Below are 26,149 nucleotides of genomic sequence, written 5' to 3' on the forward strand. Positions count from 1 at the left end.
AGACCATGCCTGCCAGGCCCCATACGCTCGGAGGAAGGTCGTCCGATCAGAAGGAGGCGCGGATACCGAAGAGGTATTCCGTACCCGTGTGGTGATAGACGTTCGGCAGATTGCCGGCGTCATAGATCTGATGCTCGAACTCGTCGGTCAGATTGATCGCCTCGAAGGTGACGTCGATCATGTCATTGACCTGGTAGGACGAGGCAAAGTCGAGATTGAAGCTCGAGTCCACACCGCGCTCATTGCGGCCGTTGGAGCTGGCATTCCGCGTCACATAGGCATCGCGGTAAGCCGCCGAGATCCGGGCCGACAGGCGATCATCTTCATAATAGAGGGTCGCGTTGTAGGCGTTCGGCGAGAAGCCGATGATCTCGTCGCTGTCGACATAGGTGTAGTTGCCCTGGAAGCCGAAATTGTCGAACGGTCCCGGAAGGAAGGTGAAGGGCTGCTGGTAGGCCACTTCAAAGCCCTGAATGGAGGCGCTGCCACCATTCGACACCTGGCTGATCTCGACCAGCGGATCACCACCGGCATCGATCAGGTTGAACAGCGGGCTCGAGGCCGGCGGCAGGTTGGCCGGCAGACCGGAGGCGCTGTACGGCACTTCCACCGACTGCGAGCTGGTGAAGAAGCTGTCGACATCCTTGTAGAAGACGGAGATGGCGAACAGGGCTTCATCATCGAAATACCATTCGAACGACGCGTCATACGTGGTCGCACGATAGGGATCGAGGCCCGGGTTACCGGCATTGTAGCGGAAGGGCGGGCCATTGAAGCTGTCCAGCGAACCACCCGGCGTCAGATTGCCGAGGGACGGACGGGCCATCACCTTGGCGGCGCCGAAGCGGACCACAATCTCGTCGGTGAAATCGAAGGCCAGGTTCAGGGAGGGCAGCGTGTCTTCATAGCTGCGCTCGACGGTCACTTCGGTCCCGTCGACCAGACCGGTCGCCGTAGTCGTGGTTTCGACATAGCGGACACCGAGATCACCACGGACCGGGATATCACCCAGCATGGTCTCGAAATTGGCCTGGATGAAGCCACCCAGATCCTCTTCGCTCACGGCGCGCTGATTGCCGGCCCGGACCGTGCCCGGAATGTCATAGATGCCCACGGCCGCCGCTGCCGCCTGGATATCCGGAACCAGCCAGGCCGTGTCATTGCCGGACGGCATGCCGAGGCCGGAACCGAAGCCGGTCAGGACAGAATAGAGGCCGGACGTGATCGGCAGACCGCTGGCGCCGACCGGGCAGGAGACGCCCGGCAGGTTACAGACGATGGAGCCGTTCGTGCTCTCGCGACGGGCTTCCTGCGTTTCGAAGTCAAACTGCTTGAAGCTCAGACCGCCGGACAGGGTCCAGCTGTCATTGAGATCATATTCCAGGCTACCCGCGATGGTGTCGAAACCATTAGTCACCGACTGCGGACGATCCCGCACTTCGGTGAAGGCGAACTGGGACGGATCCGTGACATCCAGCGAGCCGAAGTCGATGGCCGGCGTCTGGAGATCATTGCGGAAGTCGTAGGAATAGCCGGTCACCACGCCGACAGCGTCGAACAGGATCGTGGTCTGGATCGGGTTGTCGAACTCGGACTCCACCGTACCGGCGAGGAAGTTACCGCGCAGGCGATCGGAGAAGTCATGATCGACGTTCAGCGTGAACTGGGTGAACTCGGTGGAGAGCTCATCATAACGGCCTTCCGAGCGGATCGGGTGGGTGCCGTTGGCGTTCGGGCTGACATCGAAATTACCGCTGTCGATGATGTTCAGACCGCTGTTCACGGTGAAGCTGTTCACATCAAAACGGCCCTGTTGCGAACGCATGAAGACTTCCAGGAAGTTTTCCGTGCGGGTCGCGTCGAAGCTGGAATACAGCGCATCCAGGGAGACCGTCGTGCTGCTGCTCGGGCGGAATTGCAGGCCACCCGTAATGCCCAGACGTTCCTGTTCATTGGTCAGACGGCCATAACGCGGGATCCGCGGATGGTAGACCAGGGAGCTGGAATTGATACCGGCACAGTCCGGACCAGCCGGGCAAGCCACACCGTTCACCGAGTTGAAGTTGCCATCATCCCAGCGCACGGTCGAGAAGCCTTCCTCGATGATCGTGCGGTCGGTGTAGGCCACGGAGAGATTGGCACCGAAGGTCTGGTCATCATTGGACCAGGAGACCAGGCCGGCGATCCGCGGGCTCGTTTCCTCGGACAGGCTGTTATAGCCCAGCTGCGCGGAGACGGCGGCGGTCAGACCCGGGTCATAGTCGAAGGCGCGGGCCGTGAAGAGATCCACCGTGGCCCCCAGCGAGCCTTCATCCATGGAAGCGGAGGTCGTCTTGGTGACGCGGATCTCGTTGAAGAGATCGGACGCGAAAGTGTTGAAGTCGAAACCCCGGCCGCGGTTGGAACCGCCGGACGCATCCGAACCACCCGTGGTGGAAAGGGCTTCCATGCCGTTGATGCGGACCCGGGTGAAGTCGGCGCCCAGACCACGGACCGTGATCTGGCGGCCTTCACCGGCCACGCGATTGATCGAGATGCCCGGAATGCGCTGGATCGATTCCGCCAGGTTCAGGTCCGGGAATGCGGCGATGTCTTCGGCGACAACCGCGTCAACCACACCATTGGAATCGCGCTTCACGTCCAGGGCTGCAGCCAGCGACTGGCGGTAGCCGGTCACGGTCACAACGTCTTCGGTTTCCTGGGCCTGGGCCGCGCTGCCCATGACCGTCCCCAGGGTCAGGCTCGCCATCGCGCAGCCCGCCAGAAGACGCATTTTGCCTGTCGGCGTCTTGAAGTAACTCATTATGTCCTCCCCGCATGCGGCCGGTTTCCGGTCCGCGTGTCTGTTCCGATCCCTGCTGACAGGTTCAGTGTCACTTATGACACCGGTAGCATTTTCGCCTCTGAACTTCCACTCCGTTTTGGAGTCACAACACACAAAGACGATGCCGGCAGCATGGATGCGGCGCACACTGCACAACAATGACACCGGTGGCAATTGCTTTTTCCATTTTTGCTTGCTGCACTGCAACAAGCACTCGTTTTTGCTGCCCTTGCGCGGCATCTGCCCGGCTCTTGTCTTGACCCGACCGCAGAACGAAGGACTACACTCATGACAAGCGCTTGAGGGGGAGGCGGAATTTTGGCCCGATACTGTCTGACAGGACTTCTGGTCCTTTTGCTGGGCTGCAGCCTGTCCCTGCCCGCAGCCCGGGCCCAATCGGACGCCCGCGCCTGCATGGGAACCGGAGAAGCCGGTGGCCGCTATCACGCCTTCGCCGAATCCCTGTCGGAGCTGTTGGGCGACGCCATGCCCTGTCTTGAACCGACGGCCGGCAGTACCGAAAATCTTGAAGGCCTGCGCACCGGGCAGTTCGACTTTGTCATCGCGCAGAATGATCTCGCCCACCATCTTTTCCATGGCGATAACGGCTATCAGCAATCCCGCGAATTCTCCGCTGTGGCCCCGCTTTTCCCGGAATATGTCCAGGTCTTCGTGCGCCGCGATCCGACGGCACCGATCCTGCTGGGCGATCTGCGCGGCGCAGCGGTGAATATCGGCACCCCCGGCTCCGGCAGCTATCGCAATGCCCGCGACGTGCTGGCTGCCGCCGGCCTGACCGAGGGCGTGGACTACCGGCCGACCGCCTTCTCCATGCAGACCGCGTTCGAGGCCCTGCGGGCCGAGACCATCGACGCCATGATTGTCACGGCTGCCAGCGACCTGGAATTCGACGAGCAGGCCTTCCAGCGCCTGGCCCTGCCCGCCTCGCTGATCGACACGCTGGTCACCGGCAATGCCTATTATGATGCCGGCACCCAGCAGATCGGGGACATGCCGACCGCGGCCTTGGAGGTCCGGGCCTTCCTGTTTGCCCGCAATGACGCGCCGTCACGCACGGTTTCCGAGCTGATGAACGGCCTGCTGGCGCATTGGGACGCCCTGTCCGAACGCACGCCCGGACTGGCCGATCCGGAGAGCTTCCTGCGCCGCTCCCCCCTGCCCTATCACCCGGAGGCGAGGCGGGCCCTGGTCGGTGCGGGTCATGCCAATCCGGAACCGGCCTATTGGATGTGGATCGTGATCTGGCTGGCCATCCTGTCCAGCAGCTTTGCCGCCGTGACCTTCCAGTCCTCCTATGACCGGACCGGTGTGAAGCGCGAGCGCCGGGGCCGGCTTGCCGGCCTGCAGACCGCGCTCGACCTGTGGGCCCGACCCAGCCCCTGGGTGATCGGCATCTCCCTGTTCGCCCTGACCCTCTTGCTGGCCCTTCTCGCCCTGCGCTCGGCCGAGGCGAGCTATGCGCGCGATCTCAATCTGGACAATCCCTTCGCCGACTTCACCCTGTCGGAAGGCTTCATCTGGATGCTGACCTTCGTGGCCAGCGGGTTCACCGAGAATGACGCCTATCCGCTGTCCGTTCTGGGGCGGCTCCTGGTCGCGGTCCTGGCCTTTGTCGGCGTGTCCGGTCCGATCGCCGCCATCATCATCGTGGTCAATCTTTGGGGCCGCAAGCGGGCCGAATCCCTGGCCGGCCTCTCCGACACGCGCTGGCATGACCATGTCCTGGTCTGCGGCTGGAATGAGAGCCTGGACGGGGTTGTGTTCGCCCTGACCGGCAATGATGCGGAGAAGCTGAAAAAGGTCTGTATCGTCGCCGAGGCCGGCGATGCCACGCCGCTGGCGGACCATCGTTTCGACCAGTCCCGCGTCAATTTCCGGCGCGGCGACAGTGCCGACCGCGAAACCCTGGAACGCGCCGGGGCGGAAAAGGCCAGCCACGCCATCATCCTGGCCGATTATGAGCGCCGCAAGACGCGCAATATCGGCGCCGTCCTGACGGCGATGAACCTGAAACGGCTCAATCCCGACATCCATATCTCCGCCGAGCTGGCCTTCTCCCAGAATGCCGACCATTTCGCCGCCTTCGGCTGTACCACGCTGATCACGCCGGACATTTTCGTTGCCAAGGCCGCCGCGCTCAGCACGATCCATCCCTTCATGATCGACTATCTGCTGGACGTGCTGACCTATGACGGGTTCGACGAGCTGTTCTCGATCGATTTCGAGGATCTCTGCCAGCTCAATCCGGATATCGAGCCGGGCATGGACAGCGGCGCGCTGGAACAGGTGCTCTGGCGCAGCGGTGCCAATCTGATCGGGCTGGTGCAGGGCGAGCTGCAGCGCAGCGCCGTGTTCGATGCCGAGGTGACCGATGGCGGGCCGATCATCTCCTACACGCGCAAGGCGGGCTATGGTCACAAACCGGCGCCCAATGACCGAATCATCTACAGCGCCCACAAGCGCAATTCGATCCGCAAGGATCGCGGTCACCATGATGTGGCGGATGCCGATCCGATCCCGCGCAGCAAATTCCGGCTGCAACGGCCCGAAGGCACGGCCATTCTTCTGTATGCCTCACGCGCCCATCTGGAACGGCTGAGTGATAATCTGAAGGCCTTCCACATCAATCCGGTGATCCATTCCATCGCCATCGAGGACGAGCCCTTCCTGACCGCGGAACGCCTGGCAGAGCGCTTGCCGGCGGAGCTGGAATTCCAGCATGTCATCATCCTCGCCGATGCAGCGGCCAAGCGGGATGCGGCCGATTCCGCCTCGGTCCGCGCCGTTGATGCCGGCACGCTTCTGGCCACCAAGCTGATCCGGGAATACGCCACGAAATGCGGCTGGGACTGCAGCATCATCTCCGAAGTCCTGGCCCGCGAGGACCGGGAAGCCTTCCTGGGTCCGCAGGCGGCGCGCCTGATCGGTCAGGACAATCCGGACGCCCATGACGGCGCCGGTGCGACAGTCGTCATCCCCAGCGCCACCCTGGTGGAACGCTTCCTGGTGAAGGATGTGTTCGACGGCAATTCCATGCTCGATTTCCTGATCGCCGTGATGAATATGCGTGACGGGACGCACCTCCACATCCACGAGGTCACGTCGGAGGACTATCTGCTGGGCGAAGCCTATGCGAGCCTGGTGAAGACCCGTCTGCCCGGCCTGCACTTGGTCGGCTGGCTACCGATTTCCAAGCGGGAAGAACTGCGCAACCGGGCAGGGGATTTCAACTTCCACTTCCGCACATCCTTCGACAGCCGGATCGAGCAGACGGAGATCCGCGAGGGCGATCTCCTCGTGTTCACCGCCTGCATGCGGATCTGGGAAGAGGGCGACCGGTCCGAGGGGGATCAGGGCAGCGACCCGGTCTGATAAAGGCGGATTTTCAACCCGCCATGATCGACCGGCCGTCCCGGTGCGCCGAAAGGCAGACGGGTGGCCCGGGCCAGGGCCGGATCGGAGGTGACCAGGCCGACCCGCCAGCCGGAGAACTGCTTCTTCAGCCCGAGACCAAGCGCATTATAAAGCCCCATCAGCGCCTTGCGATTGCCGATCCGGGCCCCATAGGGCGGATTGACGATCACCAGCCCGGGTTCGACCTCGGGGCGTTTCAAGGCGCGGGCATCCCCGGTTTCGAAACGGGTCCACTCATTGACCCCGGAGCGTTCGGCATTGGCCCGGCTCATCCGGATCGCACCCTCATCCCGGTCCTGCCCGATAAAAACCGTCTGGGGCGGGGGTGTCGGCTGGGCCGACTTCATCGCCGCCCAGGCGGTCTCATCGAAACCGTGCAAATGCTCGAAGGCAAAATTTCGGGACCGGCCGGGCAGAAGGCCGGCCGCCCTCTCCGCCGCCTCGATGACGAACGTGCCGGAGCCGCACATCGGATCGAACACGGCCTCCTGACCGTCAAAACCGCAGGCGCTCAGAAACAGCGCGGCCAGGGTCTCCCGCATCGGCGCCTTGTTGACCTCGGCCTTGAAGCCGCGGCGGTGCAGCAGCTCGCCGGACGTGTCGACACTGATCGTGCAGACATTCTTGTCGATGCGGACGCGGACCGTCAGCGCAGCATCCTCCCGGACCGGGGCACCCAGGGTTTCCGAAATCGCCCGCGCCACGCGCTCGCTGGCCGCGCCGGCATGGTAGATTTTCGAGCCCCGGCAGCTGGCCTCCACCTTCACCGCCACATCCGGACGCAGCACGCTGGCCCAGTCGACGCGACGCGCCCGCTTGTCGAGCTGGGACAGATGGACGACACGGAAACTGTCAATGCGCGCCAGGACACGGCTGGCCCCGCGCAGCGACAGGTTGGAGCGCCAGACGTCGGGCCAGCCGCCCGTAAAACGCACCCCGCCCGGCACGGCTTCCGGCGACGGAAAACCCAGCGCGCGCACCTCACCGGCCAGGACATCCTCCAGGCCCGGCGGTGCCACACAAAAAATCTCGAAACTCGCGTCCGGCGTCGTCAAATCATCATTTCCTTGTGACCGGCCGAACCGGGTCCGCGCGCTGCTGCGCCTTTAAGACCGATGAAACCATGGCTGCAATTAAGGCTTTGGAAACCATAAAAATTTGCAAGACCTTATCTTCGAGCCCCCAGATTGGCCTGCTATGCCCGAGCAGGGAGTTGGGGACATGATAACGAAGCAGGGACTTCGTCAAACGAGTGCCGCACTGGCGCTGACCGCTGCATTGATGCCTGTCATGGTGTCCGGAAGCGCATGGGCGCAGGAATCTGAAGACACGGAGTCGGGCTCCGGCGTGTTCATCCTACCCCATCATGGCGACATCAACCCCTTCCTCCATGGGGATATCGACCCGTTCCACGGCGACATCGATCCGTTCCATGGGGACATCAATCCCTTCCACGGTGACATCAACCCCTTCTACGGCGATATCAGCCCGTTCTGGGGCGACATCTCGCCCTTCTGGGGCGACATCAATCCCTTCCACGGAGATATCAGCCCCTTCCATGGCGACATCTCGCCCTTCTGGGGGGATATCGAGGCCTTCCACGGTGATATCGAAGCCTTCCATGGCGACATCAATCCCTTCTGGGGTGATATCGGCCCCTTCTGGGGAGATATCGGTCCTTTCTGGGGCGATATCAGTGCCTTCTGGGGCGATATCGACGCGTTCAGCGGGGAGACGGAGGGCGATTATCAAAGCCTGGCCGACCAGCTGGATGACATGTTCCGCCGCGCCGAGAGCGTGTTCGGTGCCGCTATTGAAACCCGCACCGGGTCGAGCTTTCAGGACGCCTTCCTGGCGGACCTGCTGGCGAAATACGGATTTGATCCGGCCGATCCGCGCAGCCTTGAAGGCCTGGACGCTGAACAGCGCGCGCGCTTCTTCCTGGATTTCTATGACGGGCTGATGAGCTATTCCGGTGTCGACCAGATCGACCACTGGATGCCCGCGATCAATTGGAGCCCGGCCCTGTCCCAGTCCGTGGGCAGCGGCGACGGCGCCATTGTCGGCCTGCTCGACTTCTCCTTCGACGCCTCGGAACTGCTGCGTGTGCGCACCCAGAGCGGTGAGCGCGGCTGGCTGGACTTCAACCATGGCGCCGCCGTGGCGAGCCTGATCGCCGCGCCGATGGACGGCGAAGGCGTGATGGGCCTGGCCCCGGACAGCACGCTGATCACCTACAACCCGTTCGACGAGACCCGGACCACGAACTGGACCGATGTCCGCGAGGGCGTGATCTCGCTGATCCACCAGAATGCCGAAATCATCAACATGTCGCTGGGCGTTCCGGGCTGGACCTTCCATCAGGATTGGGCCGAGGTCTTCTCCGACCGTCGCGTCCGCTGGGAAGGCATGGACACCCTGTTCGTCGTTGCCGCCGGCAATGACGGCGTCAGCCAGACCACCGACATCAACTGGTCGGGCGTCGGACGTGTTTCGAACCTCCTGATCGTCGGCTCGGTCGATCCGACCGGAGAGATTTCGCGCTTCTCCAATACGCCGGGCTCGGCCTGCCTAACCGTCTGGGGCTATTGCTGGCGCGGTCATCGCCTGCGGGACCGGTTCCTGGTCGCTCCGGGCGAGCTGATCCTGGCATCCGACGGCGAAGGCGGTGTGACCCGCGTCACCGGAACCTCCTTTGCCGCCCCGCTGGTGGCCGGCACGGCCGCCCTGGTCCAGGGGCGCTGGGAATGGCTGGGGCCGCATCATGTGGCCGATGTCATCCTGCAATCCGCTACCGATCTGGGCGAACCCGGCGTGGACGACGTCTATGGCTGGGGTCTGCTGAATGTCGAGGGGGCGCTGAGCCCGCTCGACGAGAGCAATCTCTACATCATCGATTCCCGGGGCCGGCCGCGCCAACTGGCCCGTCTCGGCATCGATCCGGGCCGGCTGCGCGTGCACACGCAGGATGATGCGACCATCACCCTGTTCGAGCCGATCGGCTGGACCTATCGCGATTTCGAGATCTCCTACTCCGAACTGATGGCCAGCTCCGAGCTGAGTGATCGGCAGAAGGCGGCGATCACCGAAGTCTACCTGGCCGAACGCGCCCGCAATGGCGAGTCTGCCGGCTTCTCCGACACCTATGAGACCGGACGCCTGGTCGACCGGTCCGGCAGCTACACCGTGACGGCCTTCGCGGCCTCCGCCGACCCGTATCAGCGCCTGTCCAACCGGGACCTGCCCTTCCAGGCCGGCCTGGAGATTGCCGACACCACGTCGGGCCGCAGCTTGCGTCTGGGCATGGGTGAAGGCGCCCTGGCCCTGAACCGCCAATCCGGTTTCCAGCTGTTCTCGGACCACCGTCCGGAAACGGGCGGCGTTAATCCGGTCCTCGGCTTTGCTTCTGGCGGCGCCTACATGTTGTCGAGCTGGCACGTCGCGCCGGATACGCAGATGACCGTGGGCCTCAGCACCACCGATGAAGCGCATGACTTCGTGAACCCGTTCACCGGCGAGGAACAGGCCGTGTCCGGTGGTCTGCCGGCCTATCAGGCCGCTGCCATGGTCGCGGACCTCCGCCACGCGGTGAGCGACTCACTGTCGCTGAACGTCACCTATACGCATCTGGAAGAAAGCACCGGCCTGCTCGGTGCCCAGGGGCCCGACGCCATCGGCTTTGAAGGTGGCGCCCGCACGGACTCGATCAGCCTGGGCGCGGAAGCCGCCCTGCCGGGTGATGTGCACCTGTCCGCGTCGGCGACCCTGGCCCGCACGGCCAGCACCGCGTTCGATGACAGCGTCCTGAGCCTGAGCGAGGACGCGCTGTCGACAGCCTTCCAGATCACCGCCCTGCACCAGGGCCTGTTCACCGAGGGAGACGCGGTCCGCCTGTCCCTGGTCCAGCCCCTGCACCTGGAAGACGGCACGTTGACCTTCGCCGCCGGCGAAATCAGCGACCGCAGTACCGGTACGATCGAAACGAGGGTCAATGACTGGGCCCTGGGTGGCGAGCGCGCGATCTACACCGAACTGCTCTATGCCCTGCCGGTCTTCGGCGACCGGGCCGACCTGTCCGTCTTCGGGCGCGCCAATCTCAATGGCGACACCCTGTCCGGCACGGACACGGCCCTGGCCAGCGGATTGCGGTTCGACCTGCGCTTCTAATCATCTTCATCCGAAGAGCGAGCGCCGTCCTGCCCCTCGGGGCGGGGCGGTTTCTCGTATCCGGCCCAGGACGCCAAGACCCTAATGAAACCTTGCTGAAACAGGGGGGATTTCGCCGGTTTATTGGGCTGACTTTAACGAAATTCCACTAGGGTCGACCCTGTTTGATCAATCTGTGGGTTTCAGTGTGTTCTGGCGTGTCCTCCTTTCCGGCGTAAGCCTGTTTGTGGCTTCCTTGGCCCTGCCTGCGGCGGGCAACGCCCAAGCGCCGTCTGAAGCGTCTTTCACGGAACCCGTCACCTATTCCGAACTTGTGGAAGCCTCTCGGGCCGCCATGATGCGCGCACCGCAGGACGCCCTCGACCTGGCCAATCAGGCCGGGGCCCGTGTCCGGACCGATGTCGCTGCCGGGGATCGCTCCGAAGCCAATGCCACGCTGAACTGGTTGCGGGCGGAGGCCCTGACCCGGCTCGGCCGCCCCCTGGAAGCCGAACCGGCCAGCCAGCAAGCGCTTGAGGACCTGGGCGAGAACCCCGCCCCCACGAAACTCTATGCCGACATCCTGGTCGCCATTGCCCGGGTAGAGCGGATCACCGGCCGCTATGGCCTGGCGCTGGAACACTTCCAGGCCGCCTATTCGGTCTACCGGGAAATCGATGCCCCGCGCAGCGAAGCCATCGTCCTGCTGTCGATCGCCTCGATCTATCGCGACGCGCACCAGTATGACCGGGCCGTGGACTATTTCCTCGACGCCTCGGAGCGCTATGACGGCGACCCGAACCTGGAGCTCGCGGCCCACAACAATCTGGGCAATGCCTATCGCGAAATGGCGGACTATCCGGCGGCCCTGAACCACTTCACCCGGGCACGCGATATCGCGGTCTCGCTGGAAAGCTCCATCCTGGAAGCCCGCATCCTGTCCAACCTGGCAGCCCTCCATGTCGATATGGGCGACTATGCCGCGGCCGACGAAGCGCTGGACATTTCCTTCAGCCAGATCGACCCGGACGGCACCGAATGGGCCCGTTTCCTGTGGGGTGTCCGGGCCCAGGCCGCATTCGGACGCGGTGAAACCGACACCGCCCTGGACGCCATCGCCCGGACCTTTGACGGGATGGGCCTGGACGAGACCACCCAATCCTTCCGCGAATTCCACGAAGCGGCGGCCAGCATCTATGAAGCGGCCGGCCAGTCCGAGCGCGCCCTGCCGCACCTGCGCGCCTTCAAGCGCCTGGATGACGAGGCGCGCGAAGTCGCGGCCTCGGCCAACAACGCCTTGCTGGGTGCCCAGTTCGATTTCGCCGAGCAGGAATTGCAGATCGAGCAATTGCGGACCGAAAGCCTGGAACAGGAACTGGTGCTGGCCGATACGCGGGCCCGGCAACAATTCTACATCGTGGTCGGCCTGCTGGGTCTGGCGGCCATCTGTCTGGTATCCGGCGCCCTCTACTACCGCATCCTGCGGCAGCGCAATGCCGTCCTGCGCGATGCCCTCTACCGGGACATGGAGACCGGACTTCCGACGCGTTTTGCCGCCGAAGCCCGCGTCGAGAGCATGGACATGACCGGTCTGGATCCGGTCGTCATGGCGATGGGCATCGACCGCTATCAGCATCTGGAAGGCGTGCTCGGCTTCGACCGCATGGCCGAACTGACCCGGGTCGTCGCCGACCGTCTGCACGGGGACGAGGATGTGGACATGGTCGTGGTCCTGTCCCGCGGCGCGCTGGGACTGGTCCTGACCCGACCGGCGACGCGGACCCTGTCCGAGACCGCCCAGGAATTGCAGTCCCTTCTGGCCGAACCGGTGGAAGTCGACGGCGTCACCCTGGACGTGGCGGTCACGCTCGGCGTGGCGAGCGATGAAAGCCGTAATGCCTGCACACGCGAAGCCCTGCTGGCCGTGGAACAGGCGCGCGAGGCACACCTGTCCTTCTGCGAGTTCGACGCGGGCAAGCAGCGTGACCAGAGCGACAATCTCACCCTGATGAGCCGCATGATGGCCGCCATCACGAGTGGACACATGCAGATGCATTATCAGCCCAAGCTGCATCTGAAGTCCGGCGAGTTCCGGGGCGCCGAAGCCCTGGTCCGCTGGAATGATCCGGAGCGCGGTTTCATTCCGCCGGACGCCTTCATCGGCCTGGCCGAGGAAACCGGACGGATCCGCGAGTTTACCGAATGGTCGCTGGACCGGGTGGTCACGGACCAGAAGAGCCTGATGGCCCGTGGCCAGGACGTCCAGATCTCGATCAATATCTCCGGCGCCCTGATTTCCGATCCCGACTTTGCCCGCATCGCCCTTGACCGGGTGGCGGCGGCGCGCGGCCGGATCGCGTTCGAGATCACAGAGACGGCGGCGATGGGCAATCCGGAACGCGCCCTGCAGACGCTGCGTCTGTGGCGCGATGCCGGGATCAAACTGTCGATCGATGATTACGGCACCGGCCTGTCATCCCTGGCCTATCTGCGCTCACTGCCGGCCGAGGAACTCAAGCTGGACCGGGCCTTTGTCAGCCAGATTGCCACCTCGCAGCGCGACCGCATGCTGGTGAAGTCCACCACGGATCTGGCCCACGCGCTGGGCCTGGAAATGACGGCAGAGGGTGTCGAGGACGAAGCCGGCCTCGCCTTCCTGAAAATGCTGGGCTGCGACTGGGCGCAGGGCTATCTGATGTCCCGGGCCCTGCCGCTGGATGCGCTGCGCCATTTCCTGAAAACCCATGCGGACGGCTGGGTTGTGAATACGGGCGATGTCCAGGCCGGCCGGATGAACTCGGTGATTTGATCCGCCTGAAGCGACGCCCCTAGTCGCGTCCCCAGAAATGCCACCAGGCCGGCTCGGTTTCCGGGCTCAGCCCCAGCCAGTCGCGCACCTGACGCTCGGCCGGTTCCAGCATTTCCCAGGCCGGAAGCCAGCCCTCGATCATCTCATCCGCTCTCGGCGACACGACCGATGCGATGAAGGCCAGACCGATCACGGTGATCAGGATCGTCAGAAGCGGCTTGAAGATATCCGACAGGAATTTGAACATGGCTGGCTCCCCCTAGCCCGGACAACCTAGCACACCCCCGCCGGGCAGCCAGCGGGAAACCGGCCTTGCCGGTTTTCGCGCATAAGCCATGCCGAACACGCCGCCTCCCTGCATGAAACCTCCGGGCCAACTCATGAAAACCCTCACAAAGGGGCAGGCAATGCAGGCCCGACAGCGCTAGTGTGGGCCCTATCATTCATCCGCCGGGACACGCCATGACCTCTGCCTTCCTGACCCGCTCCACCCGCCTCCTCGCACTCGCGGCCCTGGCCGGACTGACCGGCCTGCCGGCCGCTGCGGCCCTGGACCCGGACGTGCTGAACACGCACACGCAGCATGAAGGCGTGTTCGGCGGCGAAACCGTCTCCTATCAGGCTCTTGTGGAACGGACGGAATTGCCGGCCAGCGAACTGGCACCGGCCGTGGACATGATCAGCTTTGCCTATCTGCGCGACGACGCCCTGGAGGCGGACAACCGGCCGGTCATCTTCCTGTTCAATGGCGGACCGGGGGCCGCCTCGGCCTGGCTGCATATGGGCGCCATGGGGCCGGTGCGGATCAATGCGCCGCTCGACCCGGCCACGCCGGTTCCGGACGGGCAGGCGCCCGTCGCCAATCTCCACGCCCTGATCGATGTGGCCGACCTGGTCTTCCTGGATCCGCCGGAAACCGGCTTCAGCCGGGTTGCCGGCGATGCCGAACCGGGCGGGCTCTATTCGGTCAATGGGGATGCCGATGTCTTTGCCCGTTTCATCGAGACCTGGCTGGCCGACCATGACCGTACGGAGGCGCCGGTCTTCCTGCTGGGCGAGAGTTACGGGACGATGCGGGCCGCGGCGGTCGCCGGCCTGATGGCCGAGCGCGATCCGCTGGATGGCGTGATCCTGATGGGCCAGGCCATCAACATGATCGAGACCTCGCAGCGGCGCGGCAATATGCTGTCCTATGCCACCAATCTGTCTGCGCTGGCGGCCATTGCCGCCTATCATGGGCGCGTCGACACGCACGGCCAGTCCATTCCCGATTTCATCGACACGGTCCAGGGCTGGGCCATGGGCGAATATCTGACCGCCCTGCTGCGCCGGAACCGGCTGAGCGCGGCGGAGCGCCAGGCCATCGCCGATCAGCTGGCGGCCTATACCGGCCTGTCCGCCGAGACCTATCTGGCCAATGGGCTGATCTTCCCGAAAATGCGCTTCCTCGGCGCGCTGCTGGCGGATGAGGGTCGAAATCTGGCGATGTATGATGCCCGCTACACGGCGCCGGTCCCGGAGGACGGCGGTTATGTCGACCCCTATGGCGAAGTGTCCGCCCTGGTGCCCGCGGCCCTGTCGGCCCATTTCAGCGACACGCTCGGCCTGGACCTGCCCTTCGACACCTATGTCCGGCTCGACCGGAATGCCTCCGCGAACTGGGACTGGAACCCGACCGGCGGCATGGGCGGTCCGTTCGACGACTTCTATTATTCCGGCATGCTGGAAGCCGCTTTCGAGGCCAATCCGGAATTCCGCCTGATGATCGGGACGGGCCGCTATGACCTGACCACCACGATCGGTCCGGCGCGCTATCTGGCCGACCAGATCCAGGCGGGCGGCGGCCATGTGGAGACCCATGAGTATGAAGGCGGCCATATGTCCTACACCAATCCGGAGGCCCTGGAGGCCTTCGCCGGCGATCTGCGGGCCTTCATCGATGCAGCGGACTGAAATCGGTTCAGTTCGCGCATTGATTATCCATCGACAAGCTGTGATCCTGCCCTTCTGATGCACTCAGACGCGGGACCCGTAAATCCAATGCGTCACCTGTCGGCTTGAAGGTAAGACAATGCAACAACCCCTTGATGCGATCGATGTCCGCATTCTGGAGCATTTGCAGAAGGACTGCTCCATCTCCACGGCCGAGCTGGCGGAGAAGGTGGGCCTGTCGCAATCCCCCTGCTGGCGGCGCATCCAGCGACTGCGCGAGGAAGGCTATATCCGCGCCCAGGTCGCCCTGCTCGATGCGGAAAAACTGGGCGTGAAGCTGCACGTCTTCGCGCAGCTGAAAATCTCCTATCTGGACGATAGCGACCGGCAGAAATTCATGCGCGCCGTACTGGCGATCCCGGAAGTGGTGGAGTGCTATTCCATCCTTGGCGAACGCGATGCCCTGATCAAGGTCGTGGCGCCGGATATCAAATGGTATCAGGAGTTCATCTTCGACACGATCCTCAAGCTTCCCGGCGTCGAGGATGTCAGTTCCATCGTGGCCCTGTCGCAGATGAAGAACACGACCGCCCTGCCGGTGAAGATGCAATACACCTGAGCCCGCCCGGCATGCCGCATAATTTCCCCCGGCAGCCCTGTTCCGGCACATAGGTTTTGCGGGAAGCGGGCCGGGCCAGCCGTTTAAGGCATCACTCTGCGGCCCCGCTTGCCTAAGCTGCAGCCCTGTTATCCTGCGAGCCTAATTGCGGAGCCCGTCATGCGTTTTGCCCCCCTCTCCCTCACCCGCGCTGTCACGGCGCTGAGTCTGTGCCTCGGACTGGGCACCGCGGCGCTGGCCCAGACCGTCGATGAATACGTCGTCATCCAGGCCGGTGAGGAAGTCGGTTCGCTGACCGCCACCATCGATGGTCCGCATGTCAGCCTGGAATACGGTGTCCGGTCGAACGGACGCGGCGCACGCAACACGCAGGAGATCGAGCTCAATGAAGACGGTATCCCGGTCTCCTGGCATGTGACGGGGAATTCCCTGTTCGGCGATCCGGTCGAAGAGCGCATGACCCAGTCGGAGGGTGTTCTGACCTGGGAAAGCCAGTCGGAAAACGGCTCGATCGCGGTCGAGGAGCCGCAGCTCTATATCGTCAATGATGGCAGTCCGTGGAGTGACGGCCTCTATGTCCGCGCCGTGCTCGCCTCGGGCGGGACCAGTCTGCCGGTCGCACCCGCCGGAACGCTGACCGTCGAGGAAATCGACACCGATCTCACCTTTGAAGGCATTGACGGTGCCCGCATTTTCCGGCTGACCGGTCTGGGCCTGGGCTCGGGCTATGTCCTGCTGGACGGGGAGGATCGCCTGATCGCGAACTTCTCTGGCGGCATGACCATTCTGGACGGCCATCACGAGATTGCCGGCTCGCTCTCCGCCCTGCGCACCGAGATGGAGAATGCCCATCTGGAGGCCTTGCAGGATCAGCTGGCCCACACATTCGACCGACCGGTCGTGATCCGCAATGTGCGCATTTTCCAGCCCGATGAGCGCGTGCTGTCCGAACCCTCCGCCGTCACCGTCTTCGGCAATTCCATCACCGCCATCCAGCCGGACGAGACGGCCTGGATCGGCGAGGACCATCTGGTCATCGACGGTGAAGGCGGCACGCTGGTGCCCGGCCTGCACGACATGCACGCCCATCTCGGGGCCAGCAATGCCATCCGCTACATCTCTGCCGGCGTGACCAGTGTCCGCGACATGGGGAACAGCCCGGAGGGCGTGCTGCGCCTGACGGACCGGATCGAGAACGGTGAGATCGCCGGGCCGCGCGCCATGCTGTCCGGCATGATCGAGGGCCGCAGTGACTATTCCGTCCACACCGGGTGGATCGCCGCCTCGCTGGACGAGGCCCTGGAAGCGGTCCGCTGGTATGCCGCCCATGGCTATTGGCAGATCAAGATCTACAATTCCGTGCCGGGCGAGTGGATCGCCCCCATGGTCGAGGAGGCCCACAGCCGGGGCCTGTCGGTGACCGGCCACGTCCCGGCTTTCGTCTCGCCGGACTATGCCATCGAGACCGGCTATGCCGACATCGCCCATATCAACCAGCTCATGCTGGGCTGGATGCTGGAAGAGGGTGAGGACACCCGCACCCCGATCCGCCTGACCGGCATGCGCCGCGGCGGTGATCTGGATCTCAACTCCGAGCCGGTCCGGAACACGATCCGCCTGATGCAGGAGCATGGCACGGCCCTGGACACGACGGCGGTGACGCTGGAACTCCTGATGATGTCGCGTTCCGGCGAGTTCTCCTCTTCCTCGCGCGGCCATGTCGAACACATGCCGGTCGGTGTGCAGCGCAGCCGCCGCCGCGCCTTCGTGACGATCAATGACGAGCAGGACGACCGCGAATACACGGAAGGCTTCCAGGCCCTGCTGGACACGCTGGCCCTGCTGGACCAGTCCGGCATCCGCCTTCTGCCCGGCACGGATAATGGCTATGGCTTCACCGTTCACCGCGAGCTGGAACTCTATGTCCAGGCCGGCATTTCCCCGGCCCGCACCCTGGCCTATGCGACCCTGGAAGCAGAGCGCCATATGGGCCGCGATGCCTGGCTGGGCTCGATCGAGCTGGGCAAGCGCGCCGACTTCATCCTGGTGCCGGGCAATCCGCTGGAGGACATCTCCGAGATCCGCCGCATTCGCCTGGTGATGAAGGATGGCGTGGCCTATCTGCCCGCCGACATGCACCGCGCCATGGGGATCGAACCCTTTGTGGATCCGGTGGTCCTGCCGAGCCCGGAAAGCGAAGACTGATGCGCGTCATCGGCCGGGATTTCGTTCGCGAACACCTCACCTATCCGGACGCGATCCGCCTGGTACGGGCGGGCATGATGGCCCTGTCGAACGGACAGAGCATCCAGCCCCTTCGCTCCATCCTGCGCATGGCAGAGGGCCGCATGTTCGGCCTGATGCCGGGCGCGCTGGGCGAATGGCAGGAATTCGGCGCCAAACTGGTGAGCGTGTTTCCGAACAACAGCGCTGCCGGCCTGCAATCCCACCAGGGCGGCATCCTCATGTTCGAGCCGGAGACCGGAAAGCCGGTCGCCCTCGTCCATGCCGGCGAGGTCACCGGGATCCGCACGGGCGCGGCCAGCGCCGCCGCCACGGACGCCATGGCCCGGGCCGATGCCGAAGTCCTGACGCTCGTGGGCTATGGCGAACAGGCCGTGTCACACCTTCACGCCCTGGCCGAGGTCCGCCCGTTCCGGACGGTCTGGGTGACCGGGCGCTCACCGGAGAAAGCCGAAGCCTTTGCCGCGACCCAATCGCGGCTGACAGGGCTGGATGTCCGCGCCGAGCCGGACATCGACCGGGCCGTGGCGCAGGCCGACATCCTGTGCACGGTGACCGCCTCATCCGAACCCGTCGTCAAAAGCGAACACGTCAAACCGGGCACGCATGTCAATGTGGTCGGGTCCAGCTATGCCGGACCGGTCGAGATCGACAATGCGCTGGTGGCCCGGTCCCGTTTCATCGCCGACCATCGTGCCGGTGTCCTCGAACAGGGCGCAGAATTCCTGTCGGCCAAGGCGGGCGGCCTGGTCGATGACGACCATGTCGTCGGCGAGATCGGTCAGGTCTATATGGGCCAGCTGGCCGGCCGGATATCGGCTGACGAGATCACGGTCTACAAATCCCTCGGACATATCGTGCAGGATCTGGTCTGTGGCCAATTCCTGCACGACAAGGCGGAAGAGCTCGGCCTGCCCGAGCTGGATTTCTGATCAGTCTGCGTCCGGCAGGAGGAAGTCCCGCACAGCCGTGCCCAGCAGGGCCCGATTGGCTTCCCCGACAAAGACGGAATGCCCCGCCGGGAAATAGGCTGCGGTCAGGCGGTCCGCCGGAACCCCGGCCTGCTCCAGCCCGTAGCGCCCCGCATAGGCCGGCGTGGACAGGTCGTAATAACCGGCCGCCCAGAACAGGCGCAGATCCGGATCAGCCGCCATGGCTTCGGCATAATAGCTATTGGTACCGCCGAAACCGGTGAAGCCGTCCGGCCCCCAATCCCAGGCCCGGTTCACATCCAGATTGAGCGCGCGATAGGGCGTCTCCGGCTCGAAACCGAGCCAGTCCTGGAAATAGGCCTCCACAATGGAAGCGTGCTCGGCCGGATCAAAGCCCTGCGACGTTTCCAGCCCCGCCGTGTCGACACTGTCGGGATGATAGGACAGGCCCGGATCATCATAGGGCGGACGCTGGGCCGGCGCGTCGAGCGAGCGCGTGGCCCGCGTGTCCAGCTGACCGGTGCGCACGCCTTCATCTTCCAGCAAGTGGAGCATGAAGTCCCGATTGCTCAGGCGCAGGTCGAGCTCGGCGATATAGTCGGCGGGCAGCCCGATCCAGGCAGACATTTCTTCCGCCAGGGCCTGTTTGTCGGCCTCGGCAAGGGCCTCGCCTTCTTCCAGGGCCGGCCAGTAGCGCGTTTCCACGAATTCGACCGCCTGCTCGAACACGTCTTCGGCTGTCCGGCCTTCCTGCGGGATACGGCCATGATACCAGGCCGTCGCCGCCATGGTCGGGAAGCGCACGGCGTAAGAGACATCGCCCCCGCGCATGTCGGAGACCAGGGCGAAAAGGAGAATGCCGTCCAGGTCGAGATCCGGTGCAGCGCGGGTGATCGCACCCGCCCGGACCGTGCCATAGGACTGGCCGAGCACATAGCGCGGCGAAGCCTCGCGATCATGCCGTTTGAGCCAGGACTCGATCACACGCGCGACCGATGCCGCATCCCCGTCCGGGCTCCAGAATTGCGCGCCCTCCTCTTCCGTCACCGGCGTGGAGTAGCCGGTGCCGACCGGGTCGATGAAAACCAGGTCCGCGACATCCAGCAGGCTGTCCGGATTGGGGGCGAGCACGGCGGTTTCGCCCTCACCGAAGCGGCGTTGCGGACCGAAGGCCCCGAAGTGCAGCGGCGTCGTCGAGGCGCCGGGTCCGCCATTGAAGAGGAAGAGCACGGGCCGGTGTGCGGGATGCGCGCTCTCGGCCAGATAGGTCGTCGTCACCATGCGGCCGGCCGTTTCGCCATCTTCACCCGGCAGGAGGGTGGTTTCCACCAGCGCGGTGTAGGTCACGGGCACACCATTGAAGACACCGGCATGCTCGCTGACCGCGCTGGCCCCGGTCGGCAGACCGGTATCGCGCGGTTCGGCGGGCTGGGCACAAGCGGCCAGGGCGAGGCAGGCCGTCGCGGCGAGAAGACGGGTCGGGTTCGGTATCATGATGCGGGCTCCTGTCCGGCCGCCGGCTTGTTGCGGTGGCGGATGATGTAGACGATCGCGCCGACCAGGCCCCAGCCGGCGAGAATGAGGTAGGGCCGCCAATCCGTGGAGATGCCCAGCAGGGTCACGGTGATGGCCATGATGATGCCGAGCACGGCCCAGACCTGGACCGCTTTCGACGACAGCTTGAACCCGGCCTGTTCGTGCAGGTCCGGGCGCGTCCGCACGATGCGGATGGCGGACAGGCAGGTGGTGCAGAATTTCAGCAGGACCGGAATGTTCACCGCCAGGAAGAGCGCGGCCAGATTCACCGGGAAGAGCAGGCCGACCATGCAGGCCGTGAAGGCCGCGGCGAGTGCATAGTGCGGCGTGCCGAATTTGGAATGCACCCGACCGAAGACTTCCGGCAGGGCCCCGGCCCGGCCCATCGCGTAGAAAGAACGGCTGAAGGTCATGCACAGGGCGTTGAGCGAGGTTCCGATGGCGGCAATGGCGGCCAGGGCCACGACGGGGCGGGCACGCTCTTCGCCGATCAGCACGGCCACGGCATCGAGAACCGGCGTCTCGCTCGCCCCCAGGCCTTGCGGACCCAGCAGTCCCAGACAGACCCCGGCGACGAGCAGGTAGACCACCACGGAGGTCGTGATGGCGACCGCGATCCCCAGCGGGATATTGCGCCGGCTGTTCCGCACCTCGCCGCCCACTTCCGTCGCCGCCTCGATGCCGAAGAACAGCCCGACCAGAAGCGGAATGGTGGCCAGCACACCGCCCCAGCCCTGCGACAGGAAGGGGGTGAAAGCAGCCGGGTCGACCGCGGGCACGCCGGCAAAGGAAAAGATGCCGAAGAAGATCAGCAGGGCCACCATCAGCACGGTCTGGATGGAGGCCGCCAGCGCCACGCCGAAAAAGTTCAGACCGAAGACGATGACGAAGAGCCCCGCCATCGCCGCCTTGGTCGGCAGGGGTATGAGAAAGGAGAGATAGCGCACCAGCACCAGGGAGAGGATGAACATCGCGCCGACATTGCCGGCAATGCGCAGCCAGACGATCGCGAAAGCCAGTTTCTCCGACACGAAACGGCGCGGCCATTCATAGGAGGCCCCGGAGGTGGGCAGGGTGGAGCCCATGAAGGCATAGGTCACCGCGATCACGAACATCGGGATGGCCGCGAGCGGCACGGCGAGCAGCATGGCCGGGCCGGCCAGTTCGGTGGCCGGCGCGATCACGGAAAAGATCGACACGCCAATGGCCGTCCCCAGCCCCAGGGCCACGACCGGCAACAGGCCGACGCCCTGTTTCAACTCACGCAACTCACTCATTTCGGACTCCGGAGGGTCTGATGGAGCCAGGCCGCAGCAGCCAGATCCTGCACGGCGTGACCCAGGGATTTGTACACGGTGATCGCCGCCACGGAGGGTCGGCCCGGCGCGCGTCCGGCCATGACATCGCCGATTTCGGCTTCCAGGCGGGCGGGCAGGAAACGGCCGCTGTCGATGGCCTGGCGGACTTCGCCGCCATGGGCCAGCACATGCGGGCGGTGATCGGGGAAGACATGCGCCTTCAGCAAAAGCTCGGTATCGGTCTCCGCGGCCATCGGGCCGGAGGAGCCGACCAGATTGACATGCGTGCCGGGCCGGACGCACTTGCCCGGCAGAACCGGATCGCGCGACGCGGTCACCGTACAGATCATGTCCGCCTCGGCAGTCGCGGCTTCCACTCCGGAACAGGCCCGCGCGGCATAGCCGGCCTCGCGCAGCTCTTTGGCCAGGCCTTCGGCCTTGTCCGGATGGCGGCCCCAGACGGTGATATCCTCAAGCGTGCGGACCCGGGCCAGTGCGTCGACATGGGCGCGGGCCTGCTGGCCGGTCCCGATCATGGCCAGACGTTTGGCATCCGGGCGGGCCAGTACATCGGTCGCGGCCGCGCTCATGGCAGCGGTCCGGATGCGCGTGATTTCGGCCGCGTCGGCGACACAGACCGGCTTGCCGCTGACCCGGTCGAACAGGATGACCAGTCCCTCATGCGCCTTGTGATCGGCATGGGCATAGACACTGACCAGCTTGGCCCCGAACCCCTGGTCGCCGGTCAGGGCGCCGGGCATCAGGGCAAAGGTCTGCCCTTCGCCCAGTGCGATGAAGGAGCGCAGCAATTCCCCCTCCTCGCCGGATGAGAGGGCCGGCATGACCTCCCGCATCAGGCGGATACAGGTCTCCATGTCCAGCGTGCGCCGGACGGTGCCTGCATCGAGAAAGAGGGGGCTGTCCGTCAAGACAGCGCCTCGAGGACGCGATCGATATCCGCTTCGCTGTTGAAGACGGACGGGGAAATGCGCAGCCGGTGCCGGGACAGGGAGACCTGCACACCAGCGGCCTGCATCCGCTCATGGAGATCGGCGCGGGCATTCTCGCGCGCCCAGGCGATCAGCGGACCGGTACTGTCTTCCGGCGTCAGCGGTTCAAAGCCCAGGCGCGGCATTTCGCGGCGGGCTTTCTCGATCAGGGGCTGGCGCCAGGCCTGGATGTTCGCGACACCGCGCCGCGTCAGATAGTCCAGCGACCAGTCCAGATGGGCGACACCCGTATTGGAGTAGGTCCCCATGGCGAACAGGCCGGTGGCATCGTCACGGGCGCCGGTCTCGAAGAACGCGTCGCCCGGCGGATCATAGGGATAGGCATGGCTGGAGAAGCGCGCCAGCTGCTGATAGCCGGCCTGCGGACGCTCCAGCTGCGGGATGAGATCACCGCGGACATACATGAAGCCCAGCCCCATATCGCCCATCATCCATTTGAAGCTGGAATTGGCCATGAAATCGATGCCCGACGCCTTCACATCCACCGGCACGGACCCGACCGCGTGGACCGCATCGACATAGACATGGGCACCATGGGCATGCGCCATTTCCGTGACGGCAGCGAGATCATGCTGGAACCCGTTGATGGTGGAAATGGCGGAGACGGAGACCAGGCGCGTGTCCGGCGTCATCGCGGCAGCCATGTCCTCCAGATGGATCCGGTTGTCGCGCATCGGGATGATGACGACCTCCATGCCGGCGGCTTCCAGCTCGTTATAGAGGTGGAAGGAGCCGAAGAAGTGCAGCACATCGGTGACGATCCGGCCGCCACGGCGCGGCAGGCCCAGACAGCGCACGGCCATCTGCTCCCCGGCCGAGGTGGAGGTGATGTAGGCGACCTCGGAGACATCGGCATTCACGAAGGCGGCATAGCGTTCCAGCACGGAGCGGCGCAGACGGCCGACCGAATAATCACCGCCCTCCCCGTTCATGCTGCGCGAGGCGAGATAGGTCTCCACGGAGCGGCGCGCACCCTGGCTGACCGGGTGGACCGAGCCGGAATTGAGATAGGTGCCCTCAATGCCGGGAAATTCCGTGACATCCGGCAGGGCGGACAGGCCGGGCTCCGGCGCCGCCCCGGACTGGCCGGCCGCCTGCGCCGCGCCGCTGGCGAGCGGCAGAGCCGCCGCTCCGGCCAGATAGGCCCGGCGGGTCAGTCCCTGTTTCACGGTTTCGGTCATCGCGGCCTCCTCCAAACACCTGACAGCTGGCCTTGAGAATAGAAGCCTGGCCAGCCCGGTTTCATTCCTTATCACGCTCCCAGACCGGCCCCGGCGCATTCGTTATGCGTCAAGCAGCCCCGTAAAGAACTGTCTTGCCGGGAAACGGGTGTTGCGCGACCTTACATATCGGTAATGCCCATCCGGACAGCTAAGTGATGCGAAAAAAGCGGGCCTGACGCCCGTTCGCGAATAATCTTGCCTGTCGAAACCGGTGAAATGGCAAAACCTTTCCGCCCCCGCTTCGCTATCCTCCGGACCGGGTCAAGGGAGAGTGTCCATGCCGGCGAACGCCAACAAGTCGAGACATCATCACGGGCTGCGCCTGGCCGCCCTTGTGGCCAGCCTGACGCTGGCCGCCGCCTGCACACCGGCGGAAGAGACACGCGACGCCGCCACCCCCGCGCCGGCCGCCACCTCTCCGGCCCTGCCGCAATTGCATGTCACCCTGGCCCCTGGCGGGATCCAGACCGCCAGCGATAACCAGCCCGCCTATATCGATGTGACCCTTGAAATGGCCGGCCTGCCGGTCGAGGCGAACACGCCCTTCCTGACCTCGCCCGCAATCTTCGCCGGCGTCGAGGCGGTCGCCTATGGCGAGGACGGGATTGCCGACATTTCCGTGCAGGACGATGCCGGACCCGTGCCGCTCGTCCGCGCTGATGAGGACCCCGACCCGACGAATTTCCTCTACTGGCGCCACTGGCAGGCCGAGCGCGATCTGGAAGGGGTTGTGACCGTGACCTATCGCGCCCCGATCGATCTGGTGATCCCGCAACTGGGCGCCGGCCCACCCTTCGATCTGCGCCTCAATGACGAGATCGTCTCCGGCGCGGGCAATACCTTCCTCGTCGTGCCCGCCACGCCGCGCCCCTTCATGGTCAATCTGGACTGGGATTTGTCCGCCATGCCGGAGGGTTCGATCGGCGCCTCCAGCTTTGGCGAAGGATCCGTCATGACGCCGGGACCGGCCAGCCGCCTGGTCACCGCCTATTACATGGCCGGCCCCATGGGGCATTTCCCGGATGAGGCCGGCAACCATCCCTACCGGGCCTACTGGACGGACAATCCGCCCTTCGATCCGGACACGGTCATGCCCTGGGCCGAGCTGGTCTATGAAGCCCAACTGGACTTCTTCGGCACCGAGAACCCGGAGCCCTACACCTTCTTCGCCCGCGCCAATCCCTATCCGGGCGGCGGCGGGGCCGGGCTGATCAACTCCTTCATGCTCTCCTATGCCGAGGACACGGAAGAACTGGACGGGATCAACATCACCATCATCCACGAGATGAGCCATAAATGGGTGGGCGGCGTGTCCGGTCAGCCGGGGGCGACGTCCTGGTTCTCCGAGGGCGCCAATGTCTTTTTCACGCGCCGGGTTCCGCTGGCAGCCGGCCTGATGACGCCGGAGCAGTACATCGCCGATGTGAACAAGCACGCAGTGCGCTACTATACCAATGCGATCAACGACCTGCCGAATGACCAGATCCCCGGCCTGTTCTGGTCGGACACGCGGGTCCGCTCCCTGCCCTATGATCGAGGCTCGCTCTATTTCGCCACTGTCGACGCCGAGGTCCGCGCCGCCAGCGATGGTGCACGGAGCATGAATGACCTCTTCTTCGAGCTGGATGGGATGCGCAATGCCGGCACGCCAGTGACCGCGGAAACCTGGGCCGACATTGTTGCCGCCGAACTCGGCGAACCGGCCCGCGAAGACTTCTGGGCGATGATGGACGGGGCCCTGCAAGTCCCGCCGGCCGACGCTTATGGCCCCTGTTTCGACCGGGTGGAAACCCAAAGCCGCGTGTTCGAACTGGGCTTTGACCCCGCCTCGCTCGTGGCCCGGCCGCGTCTGGTCTCCGGCCTGGTGGCCGGGTCCAATGCCGAGGCCGCCGGCTTGCGCGAGGGCGATGAAATCCTGCAATCGGTCGCCCTGGAGGGCGTCCAGTCGGATGATACCAGCACGCTATCCCTCAGCGTGCGCCGGGACGGTCGCGACTTCACGCTGGACTATCTGCCGCGCGGGGAAGCCGTGACCGTCTACACCTGGGAGCGCATTCCCGGCGTCGAGGACGCCGCCTGCCCGCTCTAGCCAGCCGGCCGGACCGGAATGCCCCCTGAAAGCCCCGGGTTCATGGCCCGGG

The 26,149-nt window shown here is 64.8% G+C and carries 15 protein-coding genes; 8 read left to right on the forward strand and 7 right to left on the reverse strand.

What is annotated here, in order from left to right:
- Positions 1-46 precede the first annotated feature (46 nt).
- Positions 47-2,803: a TonB-dependent receptor gene (locus tag FCS99_RS11475; protein ID WP_138512663.1), complete on the reverse strand. Its 2,757-nt coding sequence runs from the start codon at positions 2,801-2,803 to the stop codon at positions 47-49.
- Between the two features lie 339 nt (positions 2,804-3,142).
- Here FCS99_RS11475 and FCS99_RS11480 point away from each other — a divergent pair, with 339 nt between their 5' ends.
- Positions 3,143-6,217 carry a TAXI family TRAP transporter solute-binding subunit gene (locus tag FCS99_RS11480; RefSeq protein ID WP_138512665.1) on the forward strand — a complete coding sequence of 1,025 codons (3,075 nt, stop codon included), beginning with the start codon at positions 3,143-3,145 and terminating at the stop codon, positions 6,215-6,217.
- Here FCS99_RS11480 and FCS99_RS11485 read toward each other — a convergent pair.
- Positions 6,196-7,314 carry a THUMP domain-containing class I SAM-dependent RNA methyltransferase gene (locus FCS99_RS11485; RefSeq protein WP_138512667.1) on the reverse strand — a complete coding sequence of 373 codons (1,119 nt, stop codon included), beginning with the start codon at positions 7,312-7,314 and terminating at the stop codon, positions 6,196-6,198. The two genes, FCS99_RS11480 and FCS99_RS11485, sit on opposite strands and share 22 nt — an antisense overlap.
- A gap of 166 nt (positions 7,315-7,480) precedes the next feature.
- Between FCS99_RS11485 and FCS99_RS11490 the strand changes: the two genes are divergently transcribed.
- Complete coding sequence (locus FCS99_RS11490; protein WP_171036351.1) at positions 7,481-10,426, forward strand: S8 family peptidase; 2,946 nt, start codon at positions 7,481-7,483, stop codon at positions 10,424-10,426.
- 187 nt (positions 10,427-10,613) lie between these two features.
- Complete coding sequence (locus tag FCS99_RS11495; RefSeq protein WP_138512671.1) at positions 10,614-13,214, forward strand: EAL domain-containing protein; 2,601 nt, start codon at positions 10,614-10,616, stop codon at positions 13,212-13,214.
- A 19-nt stretch (positions 13,215-13,233) separates the two neighbouring features.
- On the opposite strand, the gene FCS99_RS11500 is transcribed toward FCS99_RS11495, so the two are convergent.
- Positions 13,234-13,461: a hypothetical protein gene (locus FCS99_RS11500; protein WP_138512673.1), complete on the reverse strand. Its 228-nt coding sequence runs from the start codon at positions 13,459-13,461 to the stop codon at positions 13,234-13,236.
- Positions 13,462-13,676: 215 nt separating this feature from the next.
- Here FCS99_RS11500 and FCS99_RS11505 point away from each other — a divergent pair, with 215 nt between their 5' ends.
- From FCS99_RS11505 to FCS99_RS11520, 4 genes are all read left to right on the forward strand, one after another.
- Complete coding sequence (locus tag FCS99_RS11505) at positions 13,677-15,167, forward strand: S10 family peptidase (RefSeq protein WP_138512675.1); 1,491 nt, start codon at positions 13,677-13,679, stop codon at positions 15,165-15,167.
- Between the two features lie 118 nt (positions 15,168-15,285).
- Positions 15,286-15,765 carry an Lrp/AsnC family transcriptional regulator gene (locus tag FCS99_RS11510; RefSeq protein ID WP_138512677.1) on the forward strand — a complete coding sequence of 160 codons (480 nt, stop codon included), beginning with the start codon at positions 15,286-15,288 and terminating at the stop codon, positions 15,763-15,765.
- 159 nt (positions 15,766-15,924) lie between these two features.
- Positions 15,925-17,970 carry an amidohydrolase family protein gene (locus FCS99_RS11515; protein WP_138512679.1) on the forward strand — a complete coding sequence of 682 codons (2,046 nt, stop codon included), beginning with the start codon at positions 15,925-15,927 and terminating at the stop codon, positions 17,968-17,970.
- Positions 17,970-18,941, forward strand: a complete 972-nt coding sequence (locus tag FCS99_RS11520; RefSeq protein ID WP_138512681.1) for an ornithine cyclodeaminase family protein — start codon at positions 17,970-17,972, stop codon at positions 18,939-18,941. Before FCS99_RS11515 ends, FCS99_RS11520 begins: the two co-directional genes overlap by 1 nt.
- On the opposite strand, the gene FCS99_RS11525 is transcribed toward FCS99_RS11520, so the two are convergent.
- Genes FCS99_RS11525 through FCS99_RS11540 form a run of 4 tightly spaced genes read right to left on the reverse strand, consistent with a single transcriptional unit; the run spans position 18,942 to position 23,966 of the window.
- The gene (locus FCS99_RS11525; RefSeq protein ID WP_138512683.1) at positions 18,942-20,435 is read right to left on the reverse strand and encodes a S10 family peptidase; all 1,494 of its coding nucleotides are present in this window, start codon (positions 20,433-20,435) and stop codon (positions 18,942-18,944) included.
- Positions 20,432-21,754, reverse strand: coding sequence for an APC family permease (locus FCS99_RS11530; protein ID WP_138512685.1), 1,323 nt, complete (start codon positions 21,752-21,754; stop codon positions 20,432-20,434). The genes FCS99_RS11525 and FCS99_RS11530 overlap by 4 nt, the downstream gene beginning before the upstream one ends.
- Complete coding sequence (locus FCS99_RS11535; RefSeq protein ID WP_233352784.1) at positions 21,751-22,704, reverse strand: ornithine cyclodeaminase family protein; 954 nt, start codon at positions 22,702-22,704, stop codon at positions 21,751-21,753. Before FCS99_RS11535 ends, FCS99_RS11530 begins: the two co-directional genes overlap by 4 nt.
- Positions 22,701-23,966, reverse strand: coding sequence for an aminotransferase class V-fold PLP-dependent enzyme (locus tag FCS99_RS11540; protein WP_138512687.1), 1,266 nt, complete (start codon positions 23,964-23,966; stop codon positions 22,701-22,703). The genes FCS99_RS11535 and FCS99_RS11540 overlap by 4 nt, the downstream gene beginning before the upstream one ends.
- A gap of 319 nt (positions 23,967-24,285) precedes the next feature.
- Between FCS99_RS11540 and FCS99_RS11545 the strand changes: the two genes are divergently transcribed.
- The gene (locus FCS99_RS11545; protein ID WP_138512689.1) at positions 24,286-26,097 is read left to right on the forward strand and encodes a M61 metallopeptidase family protein; all 1,812 of its coding nucleotides are present in this window, start codon (positions 24,286-24,288) and stop codon (positions 26,095-26,097) included.
- The last annotated feature ends 52 nt before the right edge of the window (positions 26,098-26,149 follow it).

The sequence above is a fragment of the Maricaulis alexandrii genome, from assembly GCF_005871165.1.
GTDB lineage: Bacteria > Pseudomonadota > Alphaproteobacteria > Caulobacterales > Maricaulaceae > Maricaulis > Maricaulis alexandrii.